The sequence below is a fragment of the Peteryoungia aggregata LMG 23059 genome (assembly GCF_030814435.1).
Classification (GTDB): Bacteria; Pseudomonadota; Alphaproteobacteria; order Rhizobiales; family Rhizobiaceae; genus Allorhizobium; species Allorhizobium aggregatum.
The window spans coordinates 53063-75014 of sequence record NZ_JAUSUW010000012.1; the positions used below are offsets into that span (position 1 = coordinate 53063).

24 protein-coding genes are annotated in these 21952 nt (G+C 62.1%); 8 read left to right on the forward strand and 16 right to left on the reverse strand.

Going from position 1 to position 21952, the window contains the following annotated elements:
- Nucleotide 1: 1 nt before the first annotated feature.
- From J2045_RS18425 to J2045_RS18455, 7 genes are all read right to left on the reverse strand, one after another.
- The gene (locus J2045_RS18425; protein WP_307375524.1) at nt 2-322 is read right to left on the reverse strand and encodes a type II toxin-antitoxin system RelE/ParE family toxin; all 321 of its coding nucleotides are present in this window, start codon (nt 320-322) and stop codon (nt 2-4) included.
- A gap of 70 nt (nt 323-392) precedes the next feature.
- On the reverse strand, nt 393-2717 hold the full coding sequence (gene glyS, locus J2045_RS18430; RefSeq protein WP_307375526.1) for a glycine--tRNA ligase subunit beta: 2325 nt from the start codon (nt 2715-2717) through the stop codon (nt 393-395).
- Nucleotides 2718-2813: 96 nt separating this feature from the next.
- A complete protein-coding gene (locus tag J2045_RS18435; RefSeq protein ID WP_503128841.1) occupies nt 2814-3119 on the reverse strand; it encodes a HigA family addiction module antitoxin in 306 nt (101 codons plus the stop codon).
- A 14-nt stretch (nt 3120-3133) separates the two neighbouring features.
- Nucleotides 3134-3415, reverse strand: a complete 282-nt coding sequence (locus tag J2045_RS18440) for a type II toxin-antitoxin system RelE/ParE family toxin (protein WP_307375530.1) — start codon at nt 3413-3415, stop codon at nt 3134-3136.
- A 52-nt stretch (nt 3416-3467) separates the two neighbouring features.
- A complete protein-coding gene (locus tag J2045_RS18445; RefSeq protein WP_307375533.1) occupies nt 3468-5402 on the reverse strand; it encodes a DUF2207 domain-containing protein in 1935 nt (644 codons plus the stop codon).
- A complete protein-coding gene (locus tag J2045_RS18450) occupies nt 5399-6664 on the reverse strand; it encodes a 3-phosphoshikimate 1-carboxyvinyltransferase (protein ID WP_307375536.1) in 1266 nt (421 codons plus the stop codon). The genes J2045_RS18445 and J2045_RS18450 overlap by 4 nt, the downstream gene beginning before the upstream one ends.
- 36 nt (nt 6665-6700) lie before the next feature.
- Nucleotides 6701-7252: a LemA family protein gene (locus J2045_RS18455; RefSeq protein WP_307375539.1), complete on the reverse strand. Its 552-nt coding sequence runs from the start codon at nt 7250-7252 to the stop codon at nt 6701-6703.
- A gap of 201 nt (nt 7253-7453) precedes the next feature.
- On the opposite strand from J2045_RS18455, the gene J2045_RS18460 reads away from it, so the two are divergent.
- Both J2045_RS18460 and J2045_RS18465 read left to right on the forward strand, forming a co-directional pair.
- Complete coding sequence (locus J2045_RS18460) at nt 7454-9466, forward strand: sensor histidine kinase (RefSeq protein ID WP_307375542.1); 2013 nt, start codon at nt 7454-7456, stop codon at nt 9464-9466.
- Nucleotides 9467-9492: 26 nt separating this feature from the next.
- Entirely contained in the window at nt 9493-9894 is a 402-nt protein-coding gene (locus J2045_RS18465; protein ID WP_166601943.1) for a response regulator, read from the forward strand.
- Between the two features lie 52 nt (nt 9895-9946).
- On the opposite strand, the gene J2045_RS18470 is transcribed toward J2045_RS18465, so the two are convergent.
- The 6 genes from J2045_RS18470 to J2045_RS18495 form a co-directional block, all read right to left on the reverse strand.
- Complete coding sequence (locus tag J2045_RS18470; RefSeq protein ID WP_307375544.1) at nt 9947-10336, reverse strand: hypothetical protein; 390 nt, start codon at nt 10334-10336, stop codon at nt 9947-9949.
- A 105-nt stretch (nt 10337-10441) separates the two neighbouring features.
- The gene (locus J2045_RS18475; RefSeq protein ID WP_006726650.1) at nt 10442-11374 is read right to left on the reverse strand and encodes a glycine--tRNA ligase subunit alpha; all 933 of its coding nucleotides are present in this window, start codon (nt 11372-11374) and stop codon (nt 10442-10444) included.
- 119 nt (nt 11375-11493) lie between these two features.
- Nucleotides 11494-11688 carry a hypothetical protein gene (locus tag J2045_RS18480; RefSeq protein ID WP_307375546.1) on the reverse strand — a complete coding sequence of 65 codons (195 nt, stop codon included), beginning with the start codon at nt 11686-11688 and terminating at the stop codon, nt 11494-11496.
- Between the two features lie 36 nt (nt 11689-11724).
- A complete protein-coding gene (locus J2045_RS18485; RefSeq protein WP_307375548.1) occupies nt 11725-12588 on the reverse strand; it encodes a S49 family peptidase in 864 nt (287 codons plus the stop codon).
- Between the two features lie 93 nt (nt 12589-12681).
- A complete protein-coding gene (locus J2045_RS18490) occupies nt 12682-13488 on the reverse strand; it encodes a tRNA1(Val) (adenine(37)-N6)-methyltransferase (RefSeq protein WP_307375551.1) in 807 nt (268 codons plus the stop codon).
- A 7-nt stretch (nt 13489-13495) separates the two neighbouring features.
- Nucleotides 13496-13726 carry a putative signal transducing protein gene (locus J2045_RS18495; RefSeq protein ID WP_102019410.1) on the reverse strand — a complete coding sequence of 77 codons (231 nt, stop codon included), beginning with the start codon at nt 13724-13726 and terminating at the stop codon, nt 13496-13498.
- A 126-nt stretch (nt 13727-13852) separates the two neighbouring features.
- On the opposite strand from J2045_RS18495, the gene J2045_RS18500 reads away from it, so the two are divergent.
- From J2045_RS18500 to moaB, 4 genes are all read left to right on the forward strand, one after another.
- Nucleotides 13853-14869 (forward strand): polyprenyl synthetase family protein, encoded by a 1017-nt coding sequence (locus J2045_RS18500; protein WP_307375553.1) that lies wholly within the window; start codon nt 13853-13855, stop codon nt 14867-14869.
- Between the two features lie 120 nt (nt 14870-14989).
- The gene (locus J2045_RS18505; protein ID WP_307375555.1) at nt 14990-16801 is read left to right on the forward strand and encodes a tetratricopeptide repeat protein; all 1812 of its coding nucleotides are present in this window, start codon (nt 14990-14992) and stop codon (nt 16799-16801) included.
- Nucleotides 16802-16806: 5 nt separating this feature from the next.
- Nucleotides 16807-17703: a 4-(cytidine 5'-diphospho)-2-C-methyl-D-erythritol kinase gene (locus J2045_RS18510; protein WP_307375559.1), complete on the forward strand. Its 897-nt coding sequence runs from the start codon at nt 16807-16809 to the stop codon at nt 17701-17703.
- Nucleotides 17703-18251: a molybdenum cofactor biosynthesis protein B gene (moaB, locus tag J2045_RS18515; protein WP_307375562.1), complete on the forward strand. Its 549-nt coding sequence runs from the start codon at nt 17703-17705 to the stop codon at nt 18249-18251. Before J2045_RS18510 ends, moaB begins: the two co-directional genes overlap by 1 nt.
- On the opposite strand, the gene J2045_RS18520 is transcribed toward moaB, so the two are convergent.
- A complete protein-coding gene (locus J2045_RS18520; protein WP_307375565.1) occupies nt 18252-18773 on the reverse strand; it encodes a glycosyltransferase family protein in 522 nt (173 codons plus the stop codon). It lies immediately after the preceding gene.
- Nucleotides 18774-18902: 129 nt separating this feature from the next.
- On the opposite strand from J2045_RS18520, the gene J2045_RS18525 reads away from it, so the two are divergent.
- Nucleotides 18903-20060 carry a PA0069 family radical SAM protein gene (locus J2045_RS18525; protein WP_307375567.1) on the forward strand — a complete coding sequence of 386 codons (1158 nt, stop codon included), beginning with the start codon at nt 18903-18905 and terminating at the stop codon, nt 20058-20060.
- Between the two features lie 141 nt (nt 20061-20201).
- Nucleotides 20202-20876 carry a ribonuclease HII gene (gene rnhB, locus J2045_RS18530; RefSeq protein ID WP_307375569.1) on the forward strand — a complete coding sequence of 225 codons (675 nt, stop codon included), beginning with the start codon at nt 20202-20204 and terminating at the stop codon, nt 20874-20876.
- A gap of 24 nt (nt 20877-20900) precedes the next feature.
- Here the strand turns inward: rnhB and J2045_RS18535 are convergent, their stop codons facing one another.
- A complete protein-coding gene (locus J2045_RS18535; protein ID WP_307375572.1) occupies nt 20901-21383 on the reverse strand; it encodes a hypothetical protein in 483 nt (160 codons plus the stop codon).
- Between the two features lie 87 nt (nt 21384-21470).
- Nucleotides 21471-21950 (reverse strand): F0F1 ATP synthase subunit B, encoded by a 480-nt coding sequence (locus J2045_RS18540; protein ID WP_307375575.1) that lies wholly within the window; start codon nt 21948-21950, stop codon nt 21471-21473.
- Nucleotides 21951-21952: the final 2 nt, after the last annotated feature.

A 21952-nucleotide genomic window follows, 5' to 3' on the forward strand; every position in this document is an offset into this window, starting at 1 on the left:
GTTAGCCTGCCTTCCGTTTCCTGTACTCCGCCCAACGGACGTGGCCCATCTTGATATCGGCCTGTTGTCGCTTCTTGGTGCCACCGGCGAGCAGGATGATCAGCCTGTCTCCATCCTTGCCGAAATAGATGCGGTAACCAGGGCCATAGTCGATCCGATACTCCAAGACACCTTCGCCCACGCCCTTGGCATTGGAGAAATTCCCCAGCGACATGCGGGTGATGGACGTCGTGATCTTCACTGCAGCCATGGGGTCCAGCCCCTCGAACCAGAGCCCGAAGGGACTGCGTCCTTGTTCGTCGAGGAACTCACGGATCTCCATGGGTTTATGGTACCATATAAGCCACCATTCTCAACCGAAAAAGACCCCGCCGAAGCGGGGTCTCACATCATCAAACCGTGATCTTGGAGAAGTCCGCAACCGTGGCTGTCGCCTCGCGGATGGCCTTCAGAAGGGCGAGGCGGTTGGCGCGGATGGCGGCATCCTCGTCATTGACCAGGACATCCTCGAAGAATTTGTCGACCGGGCCGCGCAGCGTCGAGAGCGCCTGCATGGCGGAGCGGAAGTCTTCCGATGCCACGGCTTCAGCAGCCGCTTTCGAAGCGGACTGGATTGCGGCGAAGAGCGATTTTTCGGCATCGAGGCGCAACAGCGCTTCCGAGACGCCATCGGCGACCACGGTGCCCTTCTTCTCTTCGGCTGATAGCAGCTGGGTGGCGCGCTTGGTGCCGGCGAGCAGGTTCAGGCCGTCTTCCGAGGTGATGAAGGCGGTGAGCGCCTCGGCCTTGCGGGCGACCATCAGGAGATCGTCGGCCTCGGGCGTCAGCACGGCATCGATGATGTCGTGGCGGGCGCCCTGCTCGCGCAGGTAGACCTTTAGGCGGTCGTGGAAGAAGGAGAGGAGGTCGGGAATCGCAGCGTAATTTGAGCCGCTGATACCGTCTGGATTCTGTAGCGTCAGCATCACGCCTTTCTTCATCAGATTCTGCAGTGGGAGACGAATACCTTTCTCCAAAATCATCCGAACCACGCCCAGCGCCGCACGACGGAGCGCATAGGGGTCCTTCGAACCCGTCGGCTTTTCGTCAATCGCCCAGAAGCCGACGAGCGTGTCGAGTTTGTCGGCGAGAGCAACGGTCAGGCCGACCTTGTCTTCCGGCAGGCGGTCCGAGGGGCCGTTCGGCTTCCAGTGGTCTTCGATGGCGGCGGCAACGGAGGCGTCTTCGCCCTGTAAGAGCGCATATTTGCGGCCCATGGCGCCCTGGAGTTCGGGGAATTCGCCGACGGCTTCGGTGCGCAGGTCGGCCTTGGCGAGCACCACGGCGCGGTCGACGAGGGCAGCATCTGCGCCGACGATCGGCGCCAGCACCTTGGCGAGTTCGCGGATGCGCGCGACGCGCTCGCCTTGCGTTCCGAGCTTGGCGTGGAAGGTGACGTTCAGCGCATCGAGCTTGGCCATGCGCTGGTCGAGCGGCTTCTTGAGGTCGAGGTCGAACTTGGCAGCCGAGGCCTTCAGCGTATCGAGGTCCGGCAGGTCGCCCTGGTCGCGCTTCCAGAAGTGGAGCGCATCCGACAGGCGGGCGCGCACGACCTTGCCATTGCCATGCATGATCTCGCGGCCGCCATCGGTGGCCTGGATGTTAGAGATCAGGATGAAATGGTTGGAGAGCACACCCTCCCCTTGAGGGGGAGGGTCGGACCGAAGGGCCGGGGTGGGGTGACCCACTGCCGTCGAGGCGTCACCCCCACCCGCGCTTTCCGCGCGACCTCCCCCCTCAAGGGGGAGGTGGGTGGCCTGCGGGCGCACGACAAAGCATTTCTGGTTGGTCTTGATCGTCAGCCGGATGATCTCGGCCGGGATCGAGAGGTAATCCTCTTCAAATGTGCCGAGCAGAACCTGGGGCCATTCGACCAGGCCGGAGACTTCCTCCAGCAGGCCCTCGTCCTCGACCAGATCCAGCCCATTGGCAAAGGCAATGTCGCGGGCGTCGTGCAGGATCATGTCCTTGCGGCGCTCGGCATCGAGGATGACCTTGGCGCGCTCGAGGCTCGAGACATAATCGTCGAAGCGCTTGACGGTGATGGCGTCGGGCGCGTGGAAGCGGTGGCCATAGGTGACGTTGCCGGCCACGATGCCATCGATCTCGAAGGGGATGACCTGGACCTCGTCATGCTCGGGGCCGAAGGTGCAGACGATGGACTGCAGCGGGCGCACCCAGCGCAGGCTTTCCATGCCCTTGCCCTCGATGCCGCCATAGCCCGAGCCCTTGGGCATGGAGGCAAAGCCTGATCGCATCGACTTCGGCCAGGGGAAGGCCCTGATGATGCCGGGCATGACATCGGCGATGATTTCTTCCGCAGCCCGACCGGGCTTTTCCAGATAGGCGACGTAGAAATCGCCCTTCTTCGGATCTGTCTTGATGATCGCCTGATCAATTGAGGTGAGGCCGGCGCCACGCAGGAAGCCGTCGATCGCACCTTGGGGGGCGGAGATGCTTGGGCCCTTCTTCTCTTCCTTGATATCGGCCGAGCGGGCGGTGAGGCCGCGGATATCGAGCGTCAGGCGGCGCGGCGTCCAGTACTCGCGCGCACCCTCATAGGTCAGGCCCGCATCGACAAGCGCATCGGTGACCATCTTCTTCAGATCGCCAGCCGCCTTGCGCTGCATGCGGGCGGGGATTTCTTCGGAGCGGAGTTCGAGCAGGAGATCGGGCATCGGGTCTGACTTTTTGAGCTGTTGCAAAGGGCTGCGGCGGACTTAGCAAGCCGCGCGGTAAAAGTCATCCATGGATGCGTGTAAAATGGCGGGGGATCAGGCGGCGGTGAGGTCGGTTCGGACAGGAATGGTAGCAAGCTCGGAGGCTTTAGCCTTCGCTTCCGTCTTCAGGTCGTAGCTGGTCTGAAGGTTCATCCAGAACTGCGGCGACATGTCGAAATACCGGGCAAGGCGCAGCGCCGTGTCGGGCGTCAAGGAAGTCTGTTCTGCGACCAGACGCTCGATCCGGGTGCGTGGCACGTTCAAGAGGCGCGCAAGGGCGCCAGCGCTCAGGCCCATGGGCTCCAGAAACTCGCCGCGCAGAATTTCACCGGGATGGACGGGCGGCAGGACGATAGTCATGGCATGTCTCCTTCTCAGTGGTAGTCGACGATCTCGACCTGATCGGCACCGTTGTCGGACCAGACGAAGCAGATCCGCCATTGATCGTTGATCCGGATCGAATGTTGCCCATCCCGGTCGCCCTTCAAAGCTTCCAGCCGGTTACCGGGTGGGCGCATCAGATCTGTCAGGGAGGTGGCATTGTCGATCAGCGTCAACTTGACGACCGCACGCCTGAGAAGATCTGCAGGGAAGCCCTTCGGAGCTTTCCCAGAGGCCACAGTCTCCGTCATTGCACTCGCATAAGACCGGATCATGTCACGCCTCCGAGATCACAGATGTATCATCACACGATACAATTGTCGAGGCCTACCACCCTCCCCCGCCACCGCCACCGCCGCCGCCGCCGGAGGAGCCGCCGGAGAAGCCTGAGGAGGACGAGGAACTGGAAGGGGGCGGTGTCGGGATGGTGGAGGCAATCGTCGAGGCCATGGAGGAGGAGAAACCGCCGATGCGACCGCCAAAGCCGCCGGGGTTGCTGCCGTGGTACCAGCCGGGGCTATAGGCGCTGGCTGCGGCACCGGCAGCGGCGGTGGCGAGCCAGGTCTCGAAGGTTTCGGACCAAGGCTTTTCGACGCCGAGGGCGACGGCATAAGGCAGGAGCTTTTCGAAATGGCTGGGCGACATCTTTGGCGCGCCGGCCATGTTCATGCGGTCCTTTTCCGCCAGCGTCAGATAGATGCGCAGACCCTCGATGCCATCCATCAGCTTACGGCCGAGCGGGGTCGGGGCGCCCATGAGGTAGAAGAAGAGCAGGTTCACCAGGAGGATGCCGCCGAAGGCGATGAGGACGGGGATCTGGTGGGTGGATTCGAGATCCATCCACATAGAGATCAGCATCAGCGCCATGGTCGATAGGGCGACGAAGCCGATGAGGGCAAGCGCAACAATGGCGATGATCTTGCTGAACAGCGAGCGTCCCTTTCGCAGGCTGCGTCCCAGCCCGATCGTGAAGGTGCCGAAGAAGACCGAGAAAAAGGTCGGCACGAAGATCAGCGCATAGATGTCCTCGCTCAGGTCGCCAAAGATGAAGAGTGATGCGATGACGGCGATCGAGAGGCCGATGCCGAGCGAGGTATAGCCGGCATTGCCTTTGTAATACTTGTTCCGGTGCTCCTTTTCGATGGCTTGGCGGAAGCGATTGCCGACAGTCTCGACCTTCTTTCCGTTGGCCTTGTCGATGACGAGCGCGTCGCCTTCAGAGGGGATTTCCGCCATGAGGGCTGCTTCACCGGCCTGAAGCTTGCCTTCCACCGGCTTCTTCGTTCGTCGGATGGTGATGCTGCTGTCGAGATCGTCAAGTTCGACATAACCGCCGACCGCAAGATTGAGCGCGGCGGCGGAGAGTGCGGTCCAGCCGGCACCGGAGAAGCCGGTGTTGTCGATGTAGTTGACCAGCGCCGGCGAAATGCCTTCCGGCGGATCCCAGCGGGGGACGACGACGCCCTTGGGCGGGTCGCGGCCGACGGCGACCCAAGAGCGCAGGTAATAGAGGAAGATGACGGCCAGCCCGCCGAAGCCGATGATCGTGTTGAGGTTGTCGCGGATGAACCACCAGGTGCTGTCTTCCGACGAGGGTGCCGCGACGAGGCCCTTGTCGAAGGCGAGCACGATGGTCAGGCCTTCGCCAGGGCCGAGTGGCTGCGTGGTCTGAAACTCAAGGCCATCCGATCCAGGGACCTCGCGGGCATTCTGAGCCTGCGAGCCAGCAGGCCCGGTGAAGAAGGTGGTCTTTGTCGGGACCGCGTCGCCAGGCAGCGAGACCGAGGCACTGGCCTGTTCGATCGGGAAGAGCCAGCCATTGCCCGTGACGTTCCAGTAGAGTTCATCGTGGTCGTCGAAATAGCGGATCTGGCGGCCGGTGCGGTAGGTGATGGTGTAGGTGTATTCACCCGGCTGCAGGAAGACGTCGCCCGAACCGGCATAGATGCGAATGCCACCCGTCACGGATTCGGTGTGATTGGCCTCCGGCTCACCATCGCGCTCCACCGAAATCAGTTCGAAATCGACCTTCTGGCGAAAGCCGCGCGCATCCTGGGCATAGAGCGGGAAATCGCGGAAGATGCCGCGCTGGATCCTGTCACCCTCGGCATTGACGGTGATCGTTTCCGCCACCTCGATCGAGGCATCGGGAAAGACGGTGATGTCGGCGTGGTAATCGCGAATGACTTCCTCAGCCTGCGCGCCGCATGCCATCCAGAGAACAAGAAGGAAAGCGGAGCACAGGCGGAGGAGAGACATCATTTCGGATCGTTCCTGACGAGGTCGACGCCGAGCGAGGTGAGTGCATCCCAGTAGCCGGGATAGGTCTTGGCCACGCAGCCGGGGTCGAGAATGGTGATGTCGCGGATCTTCAGGCCCGCAAGCGCAAAGCTCATGGCGATGCGGTGATCGGCGAAGGTGTCGATTGAAGCTGGCAACGACTGGCCTGCGAGCGAGGGGTCGGAGAAAACGAGCAGATCGTCGCCCTCTTCCTTGGCCAGGCCCTCGCGGATGTTGTTGAGACCGGTCGAGACGGCGCGAATGCGGTCGCATTCCTTGACGCGCAGGTTCTCGATGCCGACGAAACGCACCGGCGTCTCGTTGAAGGCGGCGAGCACGGCAATGGTCGGGATCGCGTCCTGCATCTGGCTGCCGTCGATGACGGCAGGCATGTTGGGGAACTGCGCGATCACGTCATAGGCCTTGGCATCCGGCTGGGTGAAAGCGGCGGAGGCAGTGCCGATGTCGATCTGCCCCTTGGTCAGCACTTCCGCGCCCCAGAGATAGGTGGCCGCAGACGCATCCGGCTCGATGTGGAAATCGGTTGCGGTATAGCCGGTCGGCTCGATGACCCAGGACGAGGGTGTCGGCTGCTCGACCCTGGCGCCGAAGGCGCGCATGGCCGACAGTGTCAGGTCGATGTAACCGCGGGCGCCGATATCGGCACCGGCAAGCTCGATGGTGAACGGCTCGGAACCGCAGGCCGCTGCCATCTGGAGGGCCGAGACATACTGGCTCGACAGGCCGGCATCGATGACGACGTGGTTCTTCTTGAAGGCACCCTTGGCGTCGATCGCGACCGGCGGGCAACCCGATGGGGCGGCGATGGCGACGCCGAGCGACTGCAGGGCCTCGACCAGCGGCTTGATCGGGCGCTTGCGCATATGCTCGTCGCCATCGACGACGTAACGGCCCTGGCCAAGTGCCAGAGCTGCGGTGAGGAAGCGGGTTGCCGTGCCGGCATTGCCGAGGAAAAGCGGGGCGGAAGGCGCTTTGAGTTCGCCAGAGCTCGTCACCACGAAGGTCGTCGCATCCGGCTCCTCGACGGTCACGCCCATCTGACGGAGCGCTTCCGCCATGTAACGGGTGTCATCGCTTTTCAGCGCGCCGGTCAGGCGGCTGGTGCCTTTCGCCAGACCTGCCAAAAGCAGGGCGCGGTTGGTGATGGATTTCGAACCCGGAGGGCTCACCTTGCCGGTCAGGGCATGGGCGGGCGGAAGGATGGTCACACTGTCAGTCGTCATGATCCCGGTCTCTGCTGTCGCGTCCTTGCGTGGACGTCAGAACTTGACCGTCGGTACCGCACGGTCGGCCTCGTTGGCAATCTCGAAATAGGGTTTCTTCGAGAAGCCGAACTGGCCGGCAACGAGGTTGTTGGGGAAGCTCTCGACCTTGACGTTCAGATCACGGGCCGCGCCATTGTAATAGCGGCGCGACATCTGGATCTCGCCTTCGACGGTTTCCAGCGACTTCTGCAGCTCAAGGAAGTTCTCGTTGGCCTTCAGGTCCGGATAGGCTTCGGCGAGCGCAATGATCTTGCCGAGCGCTGCCCCCAGCAGGCCTTCGGCTGCTGCACGGCCCGCGACATCTCCCGCCGGCACGGCCTGGGCCTTGTTGCGCAGCTCGACGACGCTTTCGAGCGTGCCCTTTTCATGGCCGGCATAACCCTTCACGGTCTCGATCAGGTTGGGGATGAGATCAGCGCGGCGCTTCAGCTGCACATCGATGCCCGACCAGGCTTCCTCGGCCATCTGCCGGGCCTTGACCAGGCCGTTGTAGACGAAGACGAGATAAGCGCCGATGGCGGCGAGAATGGCCAGTGTCGTGAACATGGATAGCGGGCTCCCAGCATAATTCGCGGCACGTTAGCGGTTCATCACGTGAAAGTCATGATCCAAGTTGCACCCGATCGACACCGAAAGCGTGCGGGAATGATACGCCGGATGGTTCAAATTGAGGGAAACCGTGAACCGCTCCGTTAATCGGTGACCGCTAATATGGAGGCTCAAGAGGTTTTGCAGCGGAGCTGTCGCATGCAAGCAACGACCTGGAATAACCTGCCCCTGTGGGCGATCCTCGCAAGCCGCGACATGCTCAAGGCGGCGATCCCCGAACGCCGGCTTAGCGAGACGCTGAAGGACATGCTCACGGTCCTGACCTCATTGCCGCAGCTGGACCTTTCCAACATCGCGGCCATCTACATCCGCGAGCCGAAGCAGGACCGGCAGCGGCTCTTTCACCACAACGCGGCAGACCAAATGGAGTTGCCGCTCGACCTGCCGCCGGGCGCGCGCATGCCGGAATGTATTGCGGAGCGGGAAGACCTCATTCCCTACTGGATACCAATCTCGGGCGTGGGCGACCCAGATTTCGGCACGGCCGTCTTTTTCAGTCGCAGCGAAAGACCCATCAACATGGAGAGCCTGTCGGCGCTCCGCCTGCTTGCGCAGGAGCTCGGTCCCGTCATCCAGCAACGCAATGGCTGTGCGGCCTCGCTCATCGACATGGTCGAGCTGTCAACTGACGAGATCTACATCTTCGAGCCGCAACGTTTCACGATCAACCGAACAAACGCGACCGCGAGCGTGCGGACAGGCTACTCCGCCGAAGCGCTCGCCGGCATGACACCCGCTTCGCTGAAGGTCGGGCTTTCGGAACTGGACTACCGCACCAAGCTCATGCCGCTTGTCGACGGCAGCGCCCGCAGCGTGACCTTCGATGCAATCCAGCGGCGCCGGAACGGGACGGTCTATCCGGTCAAGGTGCATGTCTGGCGCATTCGCGGCCCGTCCTCCGACCTCTTCGCGGAGGTCGCGATCGCAACCGCCGACCAGCGCAAGGCCTTCGGGCTTCTGGAGCAGGTGTTCGATGCCATACCCGGTGGAATCGGCGTTTTCGACAACCGCTCGCGCCTGCTGATGGCGAACCGCCGGCTCTACGACCTGATGAACATTCCGCCGGAGATGTTCCCGCCGGGTTCCAAGTTCGAGGATATCCTGCGCTACAATGCCAGCCGCGGCGAATGGGGCGATGGCGACGCCGAGGCGATGGTGCGGGAGCGGGTCGAACAGGCAGCCCTTGGCCTGCCCTACAGCTTCGAACGCGAACGCAAGAGCGGCAAGGTGCTGGCGGTCCGCTCCGAGCCGCTGTCGAACGGCGGCTATGTGCTGAGTTATACAGATATCACGCTGCGCAAGCGGGCAGAAAAGGAGCTTATCCGCAACCGCGACGAGCTGGAAAAGACCGTACGCCACCGTACAGCAGAGATCGCAGCCCAGGCGGCGGCGCTTGAAGAGGCGCTGCAGCAGGAAAAGAACATCAACGCCATGCAGCGGCAGTTCGTGGCGATGACCAGCCACGAGTTCCGCACACCGCTCGCCATCATCGATGGGGCGGCCCAGCGCATCCAGCGCAAAAAGGGAGAAATGGAAACGCGCTTTCTTTCCGACAAAACACAGCAGATCCGTTCGGCCGTGGCGCGCATGGTGGAACTGATGGAGAGCTTCCTGTCGGCCGGGCGGATCGACACCGGCAAGATCGAGCTTTCGCTGGTGGATTGCGCCGTCAACAAGCTGATCGAGCAGGCCATCAAACGGCAGAAGCTATCCTCCCAGCATCACCGTTTCGATGCCGAAATCGAGGCGTTGCCGCCGGTCATCCGCTGTGACGCGCTGGCGATATCGCAGGTGCTGACCAACCTTTTGTCCAACGCGGTCAAATATGCACCGCGCGCGCCTGACATCACCATTCGCGGTTGGGAGGAGGATGGTTTCGTCTTCCTCTCCGTCAAGGACGAAGGCGTCGGCATCGACGCTGAGGACGTGCCGAAGCTCTTCCAGCCCTATTTCCGCGCCCGCACCTCAACCGGCATCGCCGGCACGGGGATCGGCCTGTCGCTCGTCAAGCAGATCGTCACCCTGCACGATGGGGACATCTTCGTCGAAAGCGAACGCGGCAAGGGCACCTGCTTTACACTCGTGCTGCCGGTCCAGGGACCGGCGGCGCGCGAGACAACCGACATGGCGCCGGAAGTCAGCGCCGCTTGAACCATTGGCCAGAAAAGGAGAATTCCATGATCACCGTGCTTTGCGTCGAAGACGAAAGAGACGTCCGGGAACTGATCGTTGAGGAACTGGAGGATGCCGGAATTCGCGTGCTGCAGGCCGAAAACGGCAAAGAGGGCCTCGACAAGATCCTGTCCCATAGGCCCGACATCGTGATCTCCGACATCACCATGCCGGAGATGGACGGGATCGCGATGCTCGGCGAGTTGCAGATCAACCATCCGCAATTCGCCAACATGCCCTTCCTCTTCCTCACGGCGCTCGCCGACCGGGAAAAGATGATCGAGGGACTGGGCGCCGGTGCCGAGAGCTATCTGACCAAGCCGATCGACTTCGACGTGCTGATGGCGAAAATCCACGGACTTGTGGTCAGGATCGAGAACCGGGTGGCGGCGGGGCTGGAATTTTAGGGCGACAACTTTCGGCGCGCATCAACCATCGGACAATGCGCGCCCGTGTGCGTCACTTTTCGTTATAGACGGTGCAGAACAGCCGCAATCCCGACTTGGCGCGCCTGAATACGGTATAGGAGGCCAGCTCGAAGCCTCGGCCTGCCCAGTATTTCTTGTTTTCTTCAAGGTTGTTCCAGCCGTCAATGCGCCAGTCGATGTTCTGGCTGTTCGGCTTGTAATGCAACCGTACCAGGGCACTTTCGACGCCCAGCCCACGCTCGCCGCTATCCTTGCATTCCATCTTGGTAACGATCATGCCGTTAGCGCCGAGCTTGTCAGCGTATTTGAAAACGACCTTGCCCGACATCCAATCGGATGTTTCGGCGCGCACCAAGCCAGCAGCCGATGCCAGCGAGATTGAAAGTGTCGCGAGAAACACAAGAGAACGAGCAGTATTCATCAAGACCCCTTTCCATGAATCGAGGGGATTCTAACCAAGATCACCTTCAATTCAAGGTTGCTTCAAATCGACACTTGAAGCGGGGCCGAAGCCCCCTCTGGGCACTTACGCCGCCCGGCCGAAATTGGCCCCACCGGCATCGGTCAGCAGAAACGCCTCGCCGCAGCTTTTTGCCAGCGCCCGGACGCGGCCGATATAGGCCTGGCGCTCGGTGACCGAGATGACGCCACGGGCGTCGAGCAGGTTGAAGATGTGGCTGGCCTTGATGCACTGGTCATAGGCCGGGAAGACGCATTTATGCAGACGCTGGTTTTCCGAGTCCGAGGGCGCGCCGGCGGCGAGCAGGGCCTGGCATTCCTTCTCGGCATCGATGAAGTGGCGATGCAGCATCTCGGTGTTGGCGAATTCGAAATTGTGGCGGGAATATTCCTGCTCGGCCTGCAGGAAGACGTCGCCATAGGAGATCTTCTCCTCGCCTTCGCGACCGTTGTAATTGATATCGTAGATGCTATCGACGCCCTGGACATACATGGCGAGGCGCTCGAGACCATAGGTCAGTTCGCCCGCGACCGGCGAGCAATCGATGCCGCAGACGGCCTGGAAGTAGGTGAACTGCGAGACTTCCATACCGTCGCACCAGCATTCCCAGCCGAGACCCCAGGCTCCCAGCGTCGGGCTTTCCCAGTCGTCCTCGACAAAGCGGATGTCATGCAGCAGCGGATCAAGGCCGATCGCCTTCAGCGAGCCGAGATAGAGCTCCTGCAGGTTGGACGGGTTGGGCTTCAGGATGACCTGGTACTGGTAGTAGTGCTGCAGCCGGTTGGGGTTCTCGCCATAGCGTCCATCAGACGGGCGGCGGGATGGCTGAACATAGGCGGCACGCCAGGGCTTGGGGCCGAGTGCCCGAAGCGTGGTCGCCGGATGGAAGGTGCCGGCGCCGACTTCCATGTCATAGGGCTGAAGGACCGCACAGCCCTTGTCGGCCCAATAGGCGTGCAGCGTCAGGATCAGCGCCTGAAAGGAACGCTTGGGGTCCATGTGGGGGGCGAGCGGAGCGGTCATGGTCATCTTCGGGATCAGGTTGCGTTCGTTGCGGACGAGTGCCACGCTCAGGCCGTCGGGTCAATCGGTTATGCCGCGATTGAGGTATAGAACAATCAGTCATCATCCTCGCGACGGGGGCGGTATTCGCCTGTTTCCGGATCCTCGATCAGTGTTCCGATCGCCTGGTTCTCGCGCTCCTTTTCCTCGGCGCGCGACTTGGCCGCCAGTTTCTCCGCATCGGCAACGAAGCGGTTATAGAGCAGCCAGGCACCGCCCACCAGTATCGTCAGAAATATCAGCTGCGCCATGTCCCCTCGCCCGTCAGCCGTCGTCCTTTGCTTCGATCAGAGACCGTAGCGGCCCCATAGTGCCTTCTCTTCAAGCGTCTCGGCAAGACCGGCAACGGCCTGTGCGGCGATCTGGTCGACAGGACCGAAGGCGCCGATACCAGGGGCACGGCGGCCAAAGAGGCCTTTCTGGGCACCGACCAGCTCGAGGCGGGCATCCTTGCCGTAGCGCGTCCTGATCTCCTCGCGCATGCCGCCCAGGCGGTCGACAAGTCCAAGTTCGAGGCCCTTGCGGCCGGTCCAGAACAGACCGGAAAACAGGGCGGGATCATCCGCCAGCTGCGTGCCGCGACGGGCCTTCACCATGTCGATGAATATCTCGTGGATCTCCGCCTGCAGGGTCTTGAGGTATTCGATGTCGCTCTCCTTTTCCGGCTGGAAAGGATCGAGGATCACTTTGTTCTCGCCTGACGTGTAGACGCGGCGCTCGACGCCGATCTTCTTAAGCAGTTCGGGGAAGCCGAAGCCACCGGAGACCACACCGATCGAGCCGACGATGGAGGTCGCGTCGGCGATAATCTCGTCTCCTGCAATGGCGATCATGTAACCGCCGGAGGCTGCGACATCCTCGATGAAGACCAGTACGCGCTTGTTCTTCTCTTCGGCGAGTGCGCGAATGCGGTCGTAGATCATGCGCGACTGGACGGGCGAACCGCCCGGCGAATTGATCGAGAGCGCCACGGCGGGGCTCTCCTTCATCGAGAAGGCCTTTTCCAGCTGGCCGGCAATCGAGGCGAGGTTCAGTGCAGGGCGAAAGCGCGAACCGCCACTCATGATCGGCCCGTGCAGCCTGACGACCGGAATGACGACGCCCTTCTTCTGGAAGCGCTTGGGAACCAGCCGTTTCAGAAAGTCTGCCATGGTCGCGTTTCAACTCCTCACGATCTCAACTCTGACCGGAGATGTAAGGAGCCGCGGACCGAACACAATGGTGCGGGCGAAAAATCAGCCTTTTCAACGAAGCCGTGAATAGCCGGCGCGACCATTGTTCAAATCATCGACCACCGGGGCAAAGGCATGGCTGTCGGCACGATCATGCATCAGCAGCGGCGCGCGCATCTGCAGACGGGCGCGCGATCCCTTGATCGCCGTGACGAGGATGCGGGTCGCGTTTTCCCCTTCGCGCGGATGTATGGCGGTGATCTCGACACCGCCGAAGCGCCTGCCGCAGGCCGCGATGATCTCGGCGATCGACTGGGGGCGTGCGATCAGCGAGAGTTGGCCACCCGGCATCGCAATCGCGCCGGCGGTGCGGATCCAGCTTTCGAAGAGGTTTTCGGTCATCGCATGGGCCTCGGCCTTCAGGGTATCCGGCGTCTTGCGATCGCCAGGGTCGTTGAAGGGCGGGTTCATGATGACGTGGTGGAAGCTGTTATCGACAAGTCCGACTGCGAGGCGTGCCCGGCCGGTCAGCGTGACATCGGCCTCTATGACCTCGGCCCGCGTCGCAAGCTCGGCGTTTTCGGGCAGAGCCAGGCTCTTGCGGGCGAAACCGGCCATGTCGGCGGAGCGTTCGACAAGCACGACCGAGGCCTTCGGCAGACGGGCCGCCACGGCGAGCCCCGCTGCCCCTGCACCCGCTCCGAGATCGGCGATCCTGATCGGCCGATCATCATCCACCAGGCAGGCGAGCATCATGGCATCCATGCCGGCACGGTGGCCGCGCCCGACGGGCTGGACGAGATGGAAACGGCCGCGATGAAAGGCGTCGATCGTCTCGGACACGGACTTGTCGAAGATAGGGTCTACGCTTGCCGCCATGGCGCTCTCACATCTCGCGGTCGCGCAGTTCTGCCCCGAGGCCGGCATCGGTGAGAATGCGGCGGGCCTGGTCGACGCAATCGGAATCGACCAGCAGGCGACGCTGCAACATGCCAAGCGAACCTTCGAGTATGCTCATCGACTGGTCGGCGATCATCGAGGCGATGCCGGCGTCCCGCATCAGGCTCTCGGCGAAGGAAAGCAGGACGACGTCGTTGCTGCGGATGATCTCATGCATCGATTTCGGAACTCACTGTTAACAGGTAAAACCGTGTTCCAGCCCCCGACAGAGGCAATTCGCCCCTTGCCGTGGCCTTCCGGCCTTTTTATGGTCGGCAACCAAACTGAACAGGAGTCCGGTGCGTTGGGCGTAGTCATACCGCTTGAGGAAAGCAAAAACAAACAGGCATCCGTCAAGCCTCTGGTGGACCTGACGAAAAGCGGCATGGAGCGCGTCAATCAGCTGATCCTGTCGAAGGCCGGCTCCGACGTGCAGATGATCCCCGAGGTCGCCAACCACCTGATCTCGTCCGGCGGCAAGCGCTTGCGGCCGATGCTGACGCTGGCGACGGCTTCGATGTTCGGCTACGAGGGTGAGCATCACATCAAGCTCGCGACTTCGGTCGAATTCATGCATACGGCGACGCTGCTTCACGACGACGTCGTGGACGAAAGCGACCTGCGCCGCGGCAAGTCCACTGCGCGCACCATCTGGGGCAACCAGGCGAGCGTGCTCGTCGGCGACTTCCTGCTTGGCCAGGCATTTCGCATGATGGTCGAGGTCGGGTCGCTCGATGCACTCGACGTGCTCTCGACGGCAGCCTGCGTGATCGCCGAGGGTGAGGTGCTGCAGCTTTCCGTCGCCAAGAACATGGAGACGACGGAAGACGACTATCTCGCCGTCATCCGCGCCAAGACGGCAGCGCTCTTTGCAGCTGCCGCCGAAGTCGGTCCGATCGTTGCCGGTACTGATCGCGCAACGCGCAGCGCGATGAAATCCTATGGCATGAATCTCGGCCTCGCCTTCCAGCTGGTCGATGACGTGCTCGACTATGGCGGCAAGGCAGCCGAGACCGGCAAGAATGTCGGCGACGATTTCCGCGAAGGCAAGATCACGCTTCCGGTCATCCTCTCCTATCGACGGGGCACGACGGCGGAACGGGAATTCTGGAAGGAATCGATCGAAGGCGGGCAGAACGACGATTTCAGGCTCGAAAAGGCGCTCGGCCTAATCGGCAAATATGGCGCATTGTCGGAAACGATCCAGCGAGCGCAACATTATGGCACGATCGCAAGGGATGCACTCGCGCCCCTGCCGGAAACGCCATGGAAGAGTGCGCTAAACGACGTGATCGATTTCTGCATTTCCCGCGTGAATTGACGCAGAGACCGCGATCGCCTTGCGGGGCTGCTTCAAAAAAGCCATTCTGTCCGTGAATCATCGGGTATCGTCCCTGCGCGGGCGAAACGCGCTCGTTCTCGGTTGTTGAAAGGCTCTTTCATGCGGCAAAGCTCCGCCCTTCGCTATCTCGCCGGCACCGCGCTCGCGCTGCTTCTGAGCGTCTCGCAGGCACCGATTGCTGCGGCGGCATCGCCCGTGCAGACGGAAGAAGCGGAGAATTTCGATATCGGCAGTGTCGATTCCTTTGCCGGCGCCTTTCTGGCAGCCCGGACAGCGGAAACCGATCGCGACTATTCCAATGCCGTGAAGCTCTACAAGAAGGCGCTGGAATTCACGCCTGATGAGCTGGAATTGCAGCAGCGCCTGATGATCGCGCTATTCATGAACGGCGAGTTCGACGAAGGTGCGGAACTGGCCAAGGTTCTGGAGAAGGACCCCGCAGTGGAGCGGGTGACCTCTGTGGCCCTCGGTTTTCGCGCGATCCGCGACGGTGACTATTCCGAGGCTCTGGATCACTTCAAGTATCAAGGGCCGAACGATCTCGACCGGCTGATGAACCAGTTGCTGATTGCCTGGACCAAGGTCGGCGATGGCAATGGCAAGGATGCGCTCAAGCTCGTTGAAGATCTCGAAGGCCCGAGCTGGTATGGCATCTTCCGCAACTACAATGTCGGTGTCATGGCCGCGATGACCGGAGATATCGACGCAGCACGCAGGGCCCTGACCGAGACGGTGACCGACCGCAACGGCGGCGCGACCGCACCCGACACCTTTGCGCGCGCCGTCATTGCGCTTGCGACACTGGAGGCCAAGGCGGGCAACAAGCAGAAGGCGCTCGACGCGCTTGCGGCCGGCGACGAGCTGATTACCAATTTCGCCCCGTTCAAGGCACTGCGCGACGAAATCGAGGCCGGTCGCCAGCCGAAGCCGGTCGTCACCTCGGCGGCTCAGGGGGCTGCGGGCGTGCTCTTCTCGATCGGTGGCGCGCTTAACCGCGAAGGCGCGGAAGACACCGTGATGCTGTATCTTCAGCTCTCGCATGCACTGGACAAGGAAGCGGCGGATACGCTGATCCTGCTCGGTGGCATCGCCGAGAACGCCAAGCAGCCGGAAAAGGCGATCGCCTTCTATCGCCAGGTTCCGGAAACGTCGCCGATGCGGCGGATTTCCGAGCTGCAGCTCGGTCTGACGCTGGCCGAAACCGGCAAGGTGAAGGAAGCACGCGAGCATCTGCAGGCGTTGATCGCCTCCGATCCCAAGGATATCCGCAGCTACCTCGCCTATGGCAGCGTGCTGTCCGATGCCAAGGACTATGCGGCCATGGCTGACAATTACGACAAGGCAGTCGAGATCATCGGCCCCAATCCTGCGCGCAATCACTGGTCGGTCTTCTTCCAGCGCGGCATTGCCTATGAACGCCTGAAAAAGTGGGACAAGGCCGAGCCAAACTTCCACAAGGCGCTGGAACTCAATCCCGATCAGCCGCAGGTTCTGAACTATCTCGGTTATTCCTGGGTCGACATGAACCGCAACCTCCAGGAAGGCTTGGAGATGATCAAGAAGGCCGTCGAGCTGCGGCCCGATGACGGCTACATCGTCGACTCGCTTGGCTGGGCCTATTATCGCCTCGGTCGCTTCGAAGAGGCGGTTGTCGAGCTGGAGCGGGCGGTCGAACTGCGCGCCGGCGATGCGACGATCAACGATCACCTGGGCGACGCCTATTGGCGCGTCGGCCGCAAGCTCGAAGCCAAGTATCAGTGGAAGCGGGCGCTGGCCTCCGAGCCGGAGGAAATTGAAGTTCCGAAGATCCAGGCGAAGATCAACAAGGGCCTGCCGCCGATCGAGGCCGATGCGGCCAAGGTGGAGACCACGCCGGTCGAAGAGCCCAAGAAAGACGATAAGAAGACCTAATCCGCATGACCCCTGTTGCAGAGCGCCGGCCGGAGCGGATCGTCGAGACGGCTCCGGCCAAGATCAACCTCGCTTTGCATGTGACGGGCCGGCGCGACGACGGCTATCACCTGCTCGACAGTCTCGTGACCTTTGCCGAAGACGGCGACGAACTGGCCTTTGAAGCATCGGAGAGCGACAGCTTTCGTGTCGTGGGTCGCTTCGCCTTGGGACTTTCAGAGGACGACAATCTTGTTCTGAAGGCGCGCGACCTGTTGCGGGCCGCCCTTCATGACCATGGCCAGCCGCATGGCCCGGTTTCCATTCTCCTCGACAAGAGCCTGCCGATCGCATCCGGCATCGGCGGCGGTTCTGCCGATGCGGCGGCCACGCTGCGGGGTCTTTTGAGGCTTTGGAACGCGCATCTGCCGCCCGAGACCTTGCAACAGATCGCCCTGAAGCTGGGGGCGGATGTGCCGATGTGTCTTGCCTCGACGCCGCTGCGCGCACGTGGGATCGGTGAGGCTATCGAGGCAGTTGCCATGCCTGCCGTGCCGCTGGTGCTCGTCAATCCGCTGAAGCCGGTGTCAACGCCTGAAATCTTCCGCAGCCTTCAGCGGCGCGACAACGACCCGATCGGCGAGCTCGCGGTTGCGACCAATGTGTCGCAATGGATGCAGTCGCTCTCCGCTCTGCGCAACGACCTGCAGCCGCCGGCAGAGACACTGGAGCCCGAGATCGCCGAGGCCTGCGATCTGCTTCGCCAGAGCCTTGCCGGATACGTGCGGATGTCCGGCTCCGGGGCCACCTGTTTCGGGCTCTACGATACCGAGGCGGCGGCGATGAAGGCAGCGCTTGCGCTATCGGTCTACCGGCCGAACTGGTATGTGCTGCTCACACGCACCGTTCCGGGAGACGCCTGATGAGCCGCATCGACGAGAGCCGTCCCTTCATTCCCGTGGGCATTGCCGTGCTCACCGTTTCGGATACGCGCAGCCTTGCCGACGACAAGTCGGGGGATACGCTCGTCGCACGCATTGAAGAGGCCGGGCATCGGCTCATCGCCCGCGCTATCGTGAAGGACGACAAGGCGGCGATCCGGGCACAGGTCGAGGCCTGGACGAAGACGCCGGAGATCGATGTTGTCATCACGACCGGCGGCACAGGGTTTACGGGGCGGGACGTGACGCCTGAGGCTCTGGAGCCGCTGTTCGAGAAGCGCATGGACGGTTTCTCGGAGGTCTTCCACCGGATCTCCTATGACAAGATCGGGACGTCGACGATTCAGTCGCGAGCGACCGGCGGCGTGGCGAATGCCACCTTCATCTTCGTGCTGCCGGGCTCGCCCGGCGCCTGCAAGGATGCCTGGGACGGCATCATCAAGCTGCAGCTCGACTATCGGCACATGCCCTGCAATTTCGTAGAAATCATGCCCAGGCTCGACGAGCACCTGAAGCGCAGCCTGGGCTGATCAGCGGCGCGCTTCGCGGGCGACCCAGGACGGGATAATCTCGGACGCCAATCGACGTGGCTTGTGGCCACGTGCCAGCTGCAGCAACTCCTGCCCCTCTCCCGCCAGCCCCTGCGCCTGGCGCTTGGGAATGAGCAGACCGTTCTCCAGCAGAGGACGGCTGCGGGTCAGGCGCCGATAGAAGGGCAGTCGGTAAAGGCGCGATTCGGAGAAGTGCGCCGGCGCCTTGTTGAGGGCAATGTATTCGGCGACCTCATCGATCCAGCCCTGGCCCAGGCGAGCACCGGGCTCAATCAGCAGCAGCCATTCACCGCGCGCCGTCGCCAGCAACTCCTTCATGTCCCATTGCTGATAAAAGCGGCAACCGGCGGCATCGGCGACGAAGGACGAACCGTCCTGAGAACCGTGATCCAGCACGATGACATCGCTGACAAGGCCTTCAATGGCACCGGCAACCAGCACGGACAAGGTCTGTGCAAGTTCGGGCTCCTGATCGTGGCATTCCATGATGACTGTCAACATTGCCTACATCTATCGCATTGCACAAAGTTTTGCCACAAACAGTTTCTTGAAGTTTGTTCTTGCATTGTTCTCCTTTCAGCGTTAGGAATAAAGTCATCAAGCGGGGCGGAAAACCTGCGAGGAGCAAACATGAACGAGCTGTCTCTTGTGAGCCAGGCTGCCTTTCAGCCCGGCAATACGGCAGATATTGCCGATGCCCTGATGAGCGCTTCGGGCATGCGGATCGAGATCGATCGGCGTCGTGGACGCGCGGCCGGCATCAATCCGGCAGGCCGGTTCGAGACACTTGAGCGTGTCGCCGTTGATGACGGCTGGCAGATGCTCGAGGACATGCCGCCCTTCAAGACCGAGGTGCAGGTCGAAAAGCCGCGCACGGTCATTACCCGCAACGATTCACCTGACATTCCCTTCGATCGCTCGATCAATCCTTACAGGGGTTGCGAACACGGCTGCATCTATTGCTTCGCCCGGCCGACGCATAGCTATATGGGCCTGTCTGCCGGTCTCGACTTCGAGGCCAAGCTGTTTGCCAAGCCGGATGCGCCCCGCCTCCTGGAGCGGGAGCTGTCGAAGCCGGGCTACAGGGTGAAGCCGATTGCGATCGGCACCAATACCGATCCCTACCAGCCGATCGAGCGGGAATGGCGCATCATGCGGCAGATCCTGGAGATCCTGGACAAGGCGAACCATCCCGTCGTGATCGTGACCAAGTCGGCGCTGATCCTGCGCGATGTCGATATCCTGAAGTCGATGGCGGAGCGTGGCCTGGTCAAGGTCGGCATCTCGGTGACGACGCTCGACCGAAAGCTGGCCCGCAGCATGGAGCCACGGGCCTCCACCCCGACCAAGCGGCTGGAAGCGATCAAGGCGCTGTCTGAAGCCGGTATTCCGGTGGCCGTGATGATGGCGCCGGTGATCCCGGCTCTCAACGACCACGAGATCGAGCGCATTCTCGACAGCGGCAAGGCCGCCGGTGCGTCCGAGGCGAGCTACGTGCTGCTGCGCCTGCCGCTGGAAGTGAGCCCGCTGTTCCGTGACTGGCTGCTGCAGAACTATCCGGATCGCTATCGGCATGTGATGTCGCTGGTGCGCTCGATGCGTGACGGCAAGGATTACGATGCCGAATTCGGCAAGCGGATGAAGGGGGCCGGTCCCTATGCCTGGCAGATCAGCCGCCGCTTCGAAATGGCAACGAAAAGGCTCGGTCTGATGCGGCGCAGTCTGCATCTCAGGGAAGATCTGTTCGTCTCGCCCAACAGCGACGGAGTTCAGCTCTCACTGCTCTGAATTGGGTTTGTTTTGTATTCCGGTGCTGTTGTCCGCCGCCTCGCACCGGATGTAGTCCCTGGTAAGCCGCCCCTGTCGCCATGATTGGCGATCGGGACCGGGGACTTGCAGGAGGTCGGGTGCGCGTGCGATTTCTGCCGCATGAAACGTCGCACGCCACCCGATTCTCCTGGTCTCTTCCCCGACCTGCCGCTCGTTCCGGATTTCTCGCTGGAGAGCCGTGCGAAACGAAAGGGCCTGTGGCCGGTTGCTGGCACCGACGAGGCCGGGCGAGGGCCTCTGGCGGGGCCTGTGGTCGCGGCAGCCGTCATCCTGGATCCAAAGCGTATCCCCGAGGGGCTGAACGATTCCAAGAAGCTCTCGGCTGTGCAGCGGGAAGCGCTGTACCAGCAGATCCTGGAATGCGCTGTGGTCTCGATTGCTTCCTCCTCACCGAAGCGCATCGACCTCATTGATATCCGCAAGGCAAGCCTCGATGCCATGCGAAGGGCTGTCGCCGGTCTCGACCTGGAAGCCCGCCATGTGCTCACCGATGGCCGGGATGTTCCCATGGGTCTCACCTGCAGCGGCGAAGCCGTCGTCAAGGGGGATGCCCGCTCCGTGTCGATCGCGGCAGCGTCGATCATTGCCAAGGTGATGCGCGACCGCATGATGGCGCGCGCCGGCCTCGTTTATCCGGACTATGGCTTCGAGGTGCATGCAGGTTATGGGACGGATCGCCATCGGAGCGCCATTGTCACCCATGGCCCCTGCCCGCTGCACCGAATGAGCTTCCGGCCCCTCAAGCGCGACCAAGAGGCCGCCCCGGCACCGTGATCAAGGCGCTTGCAGGAAGCACGCTCAGCGACCGCAGACCTCCAAGAAGGCGGAGCCTGCGACAGACGCACCTGCCAGCGGCAATTCCGTCACGTCCTGCCCCACCACGACGGTCAGTGTCTCTCCGCCATTCAGAAGGCCCACCAGATCGACCTTCCTTTGCAGTTCACCTTCGAGGATGAAGAGATCATCCATCTCAAGCCGGACGCCCTTCGTGCTGATTGTCAGATTGCGGTCATCGCTGCGCAGATCAAGGCTGTAGAACGCGCCGTCCTCTGCCCCCTTCGGCTCATGCGGATAGACCAGCATGACAGGCCCTCCGCCCTGTTGGCAAGCAAGGGACAAGATCACATGGTCGCTGTTGGCGATGCCATAGACGAGCGACGCGGCCCCCTCGCCGCTCCAGCCGATCCATTCGAGCCTTTCCTCGCTGACCACGGCCCCAGCCGGCACAAGCGTGATGAGCGTCACCACGACGAGAGAGATCGACTTTAACTTCGCGGCCATGCCATCTCCCCCAAAAACAAACGCCCCGACCGGCGAACCGATCGGGGCGTCAGAAATCAGACTGCCTCGTGGGCGATCGCGCCGAACTCAGTTCAGCCGCGACTTTACGTCAGCAACAGAGGCCTTGAACAGTGTCTGCTGAACAGCCTCATCGGCCTTCTTCGCCAGCACCTTTTCGGCAGCAGCAATCGCGAGGTCGACGGCGGCCGCACGAACGGCGTTCACGGCTTCGGTCTCGGCCTGCTTGATCTTCTGCTCGGACAGAGCGTTGCGGCGAGCCACAAACTCCTCGGTCTTCTGCTTGGCTTCTGCAGTCAGGGCAGCGGCCTCGCGTTCGGCAGCCGCGACGATCGCAGCGGCCTCGGCTTCGGCTTCCTTGCGCTTACGCTGGTATTCGGCCAGCAGATGCTGTGCCTCTTCGCGCAGGCGCTTGGCTTCGGCAAGTTCGTCACGGATCTTGTCGGCGCGCTCGTCGAGAGCCTTCGCCATCATGCCCGGTACCTTCAGGTAGGCGAGCAGGACGAAGAACAGAACGAGGGCAACGAGTGCAAAAAATGAAGCGTCCATGA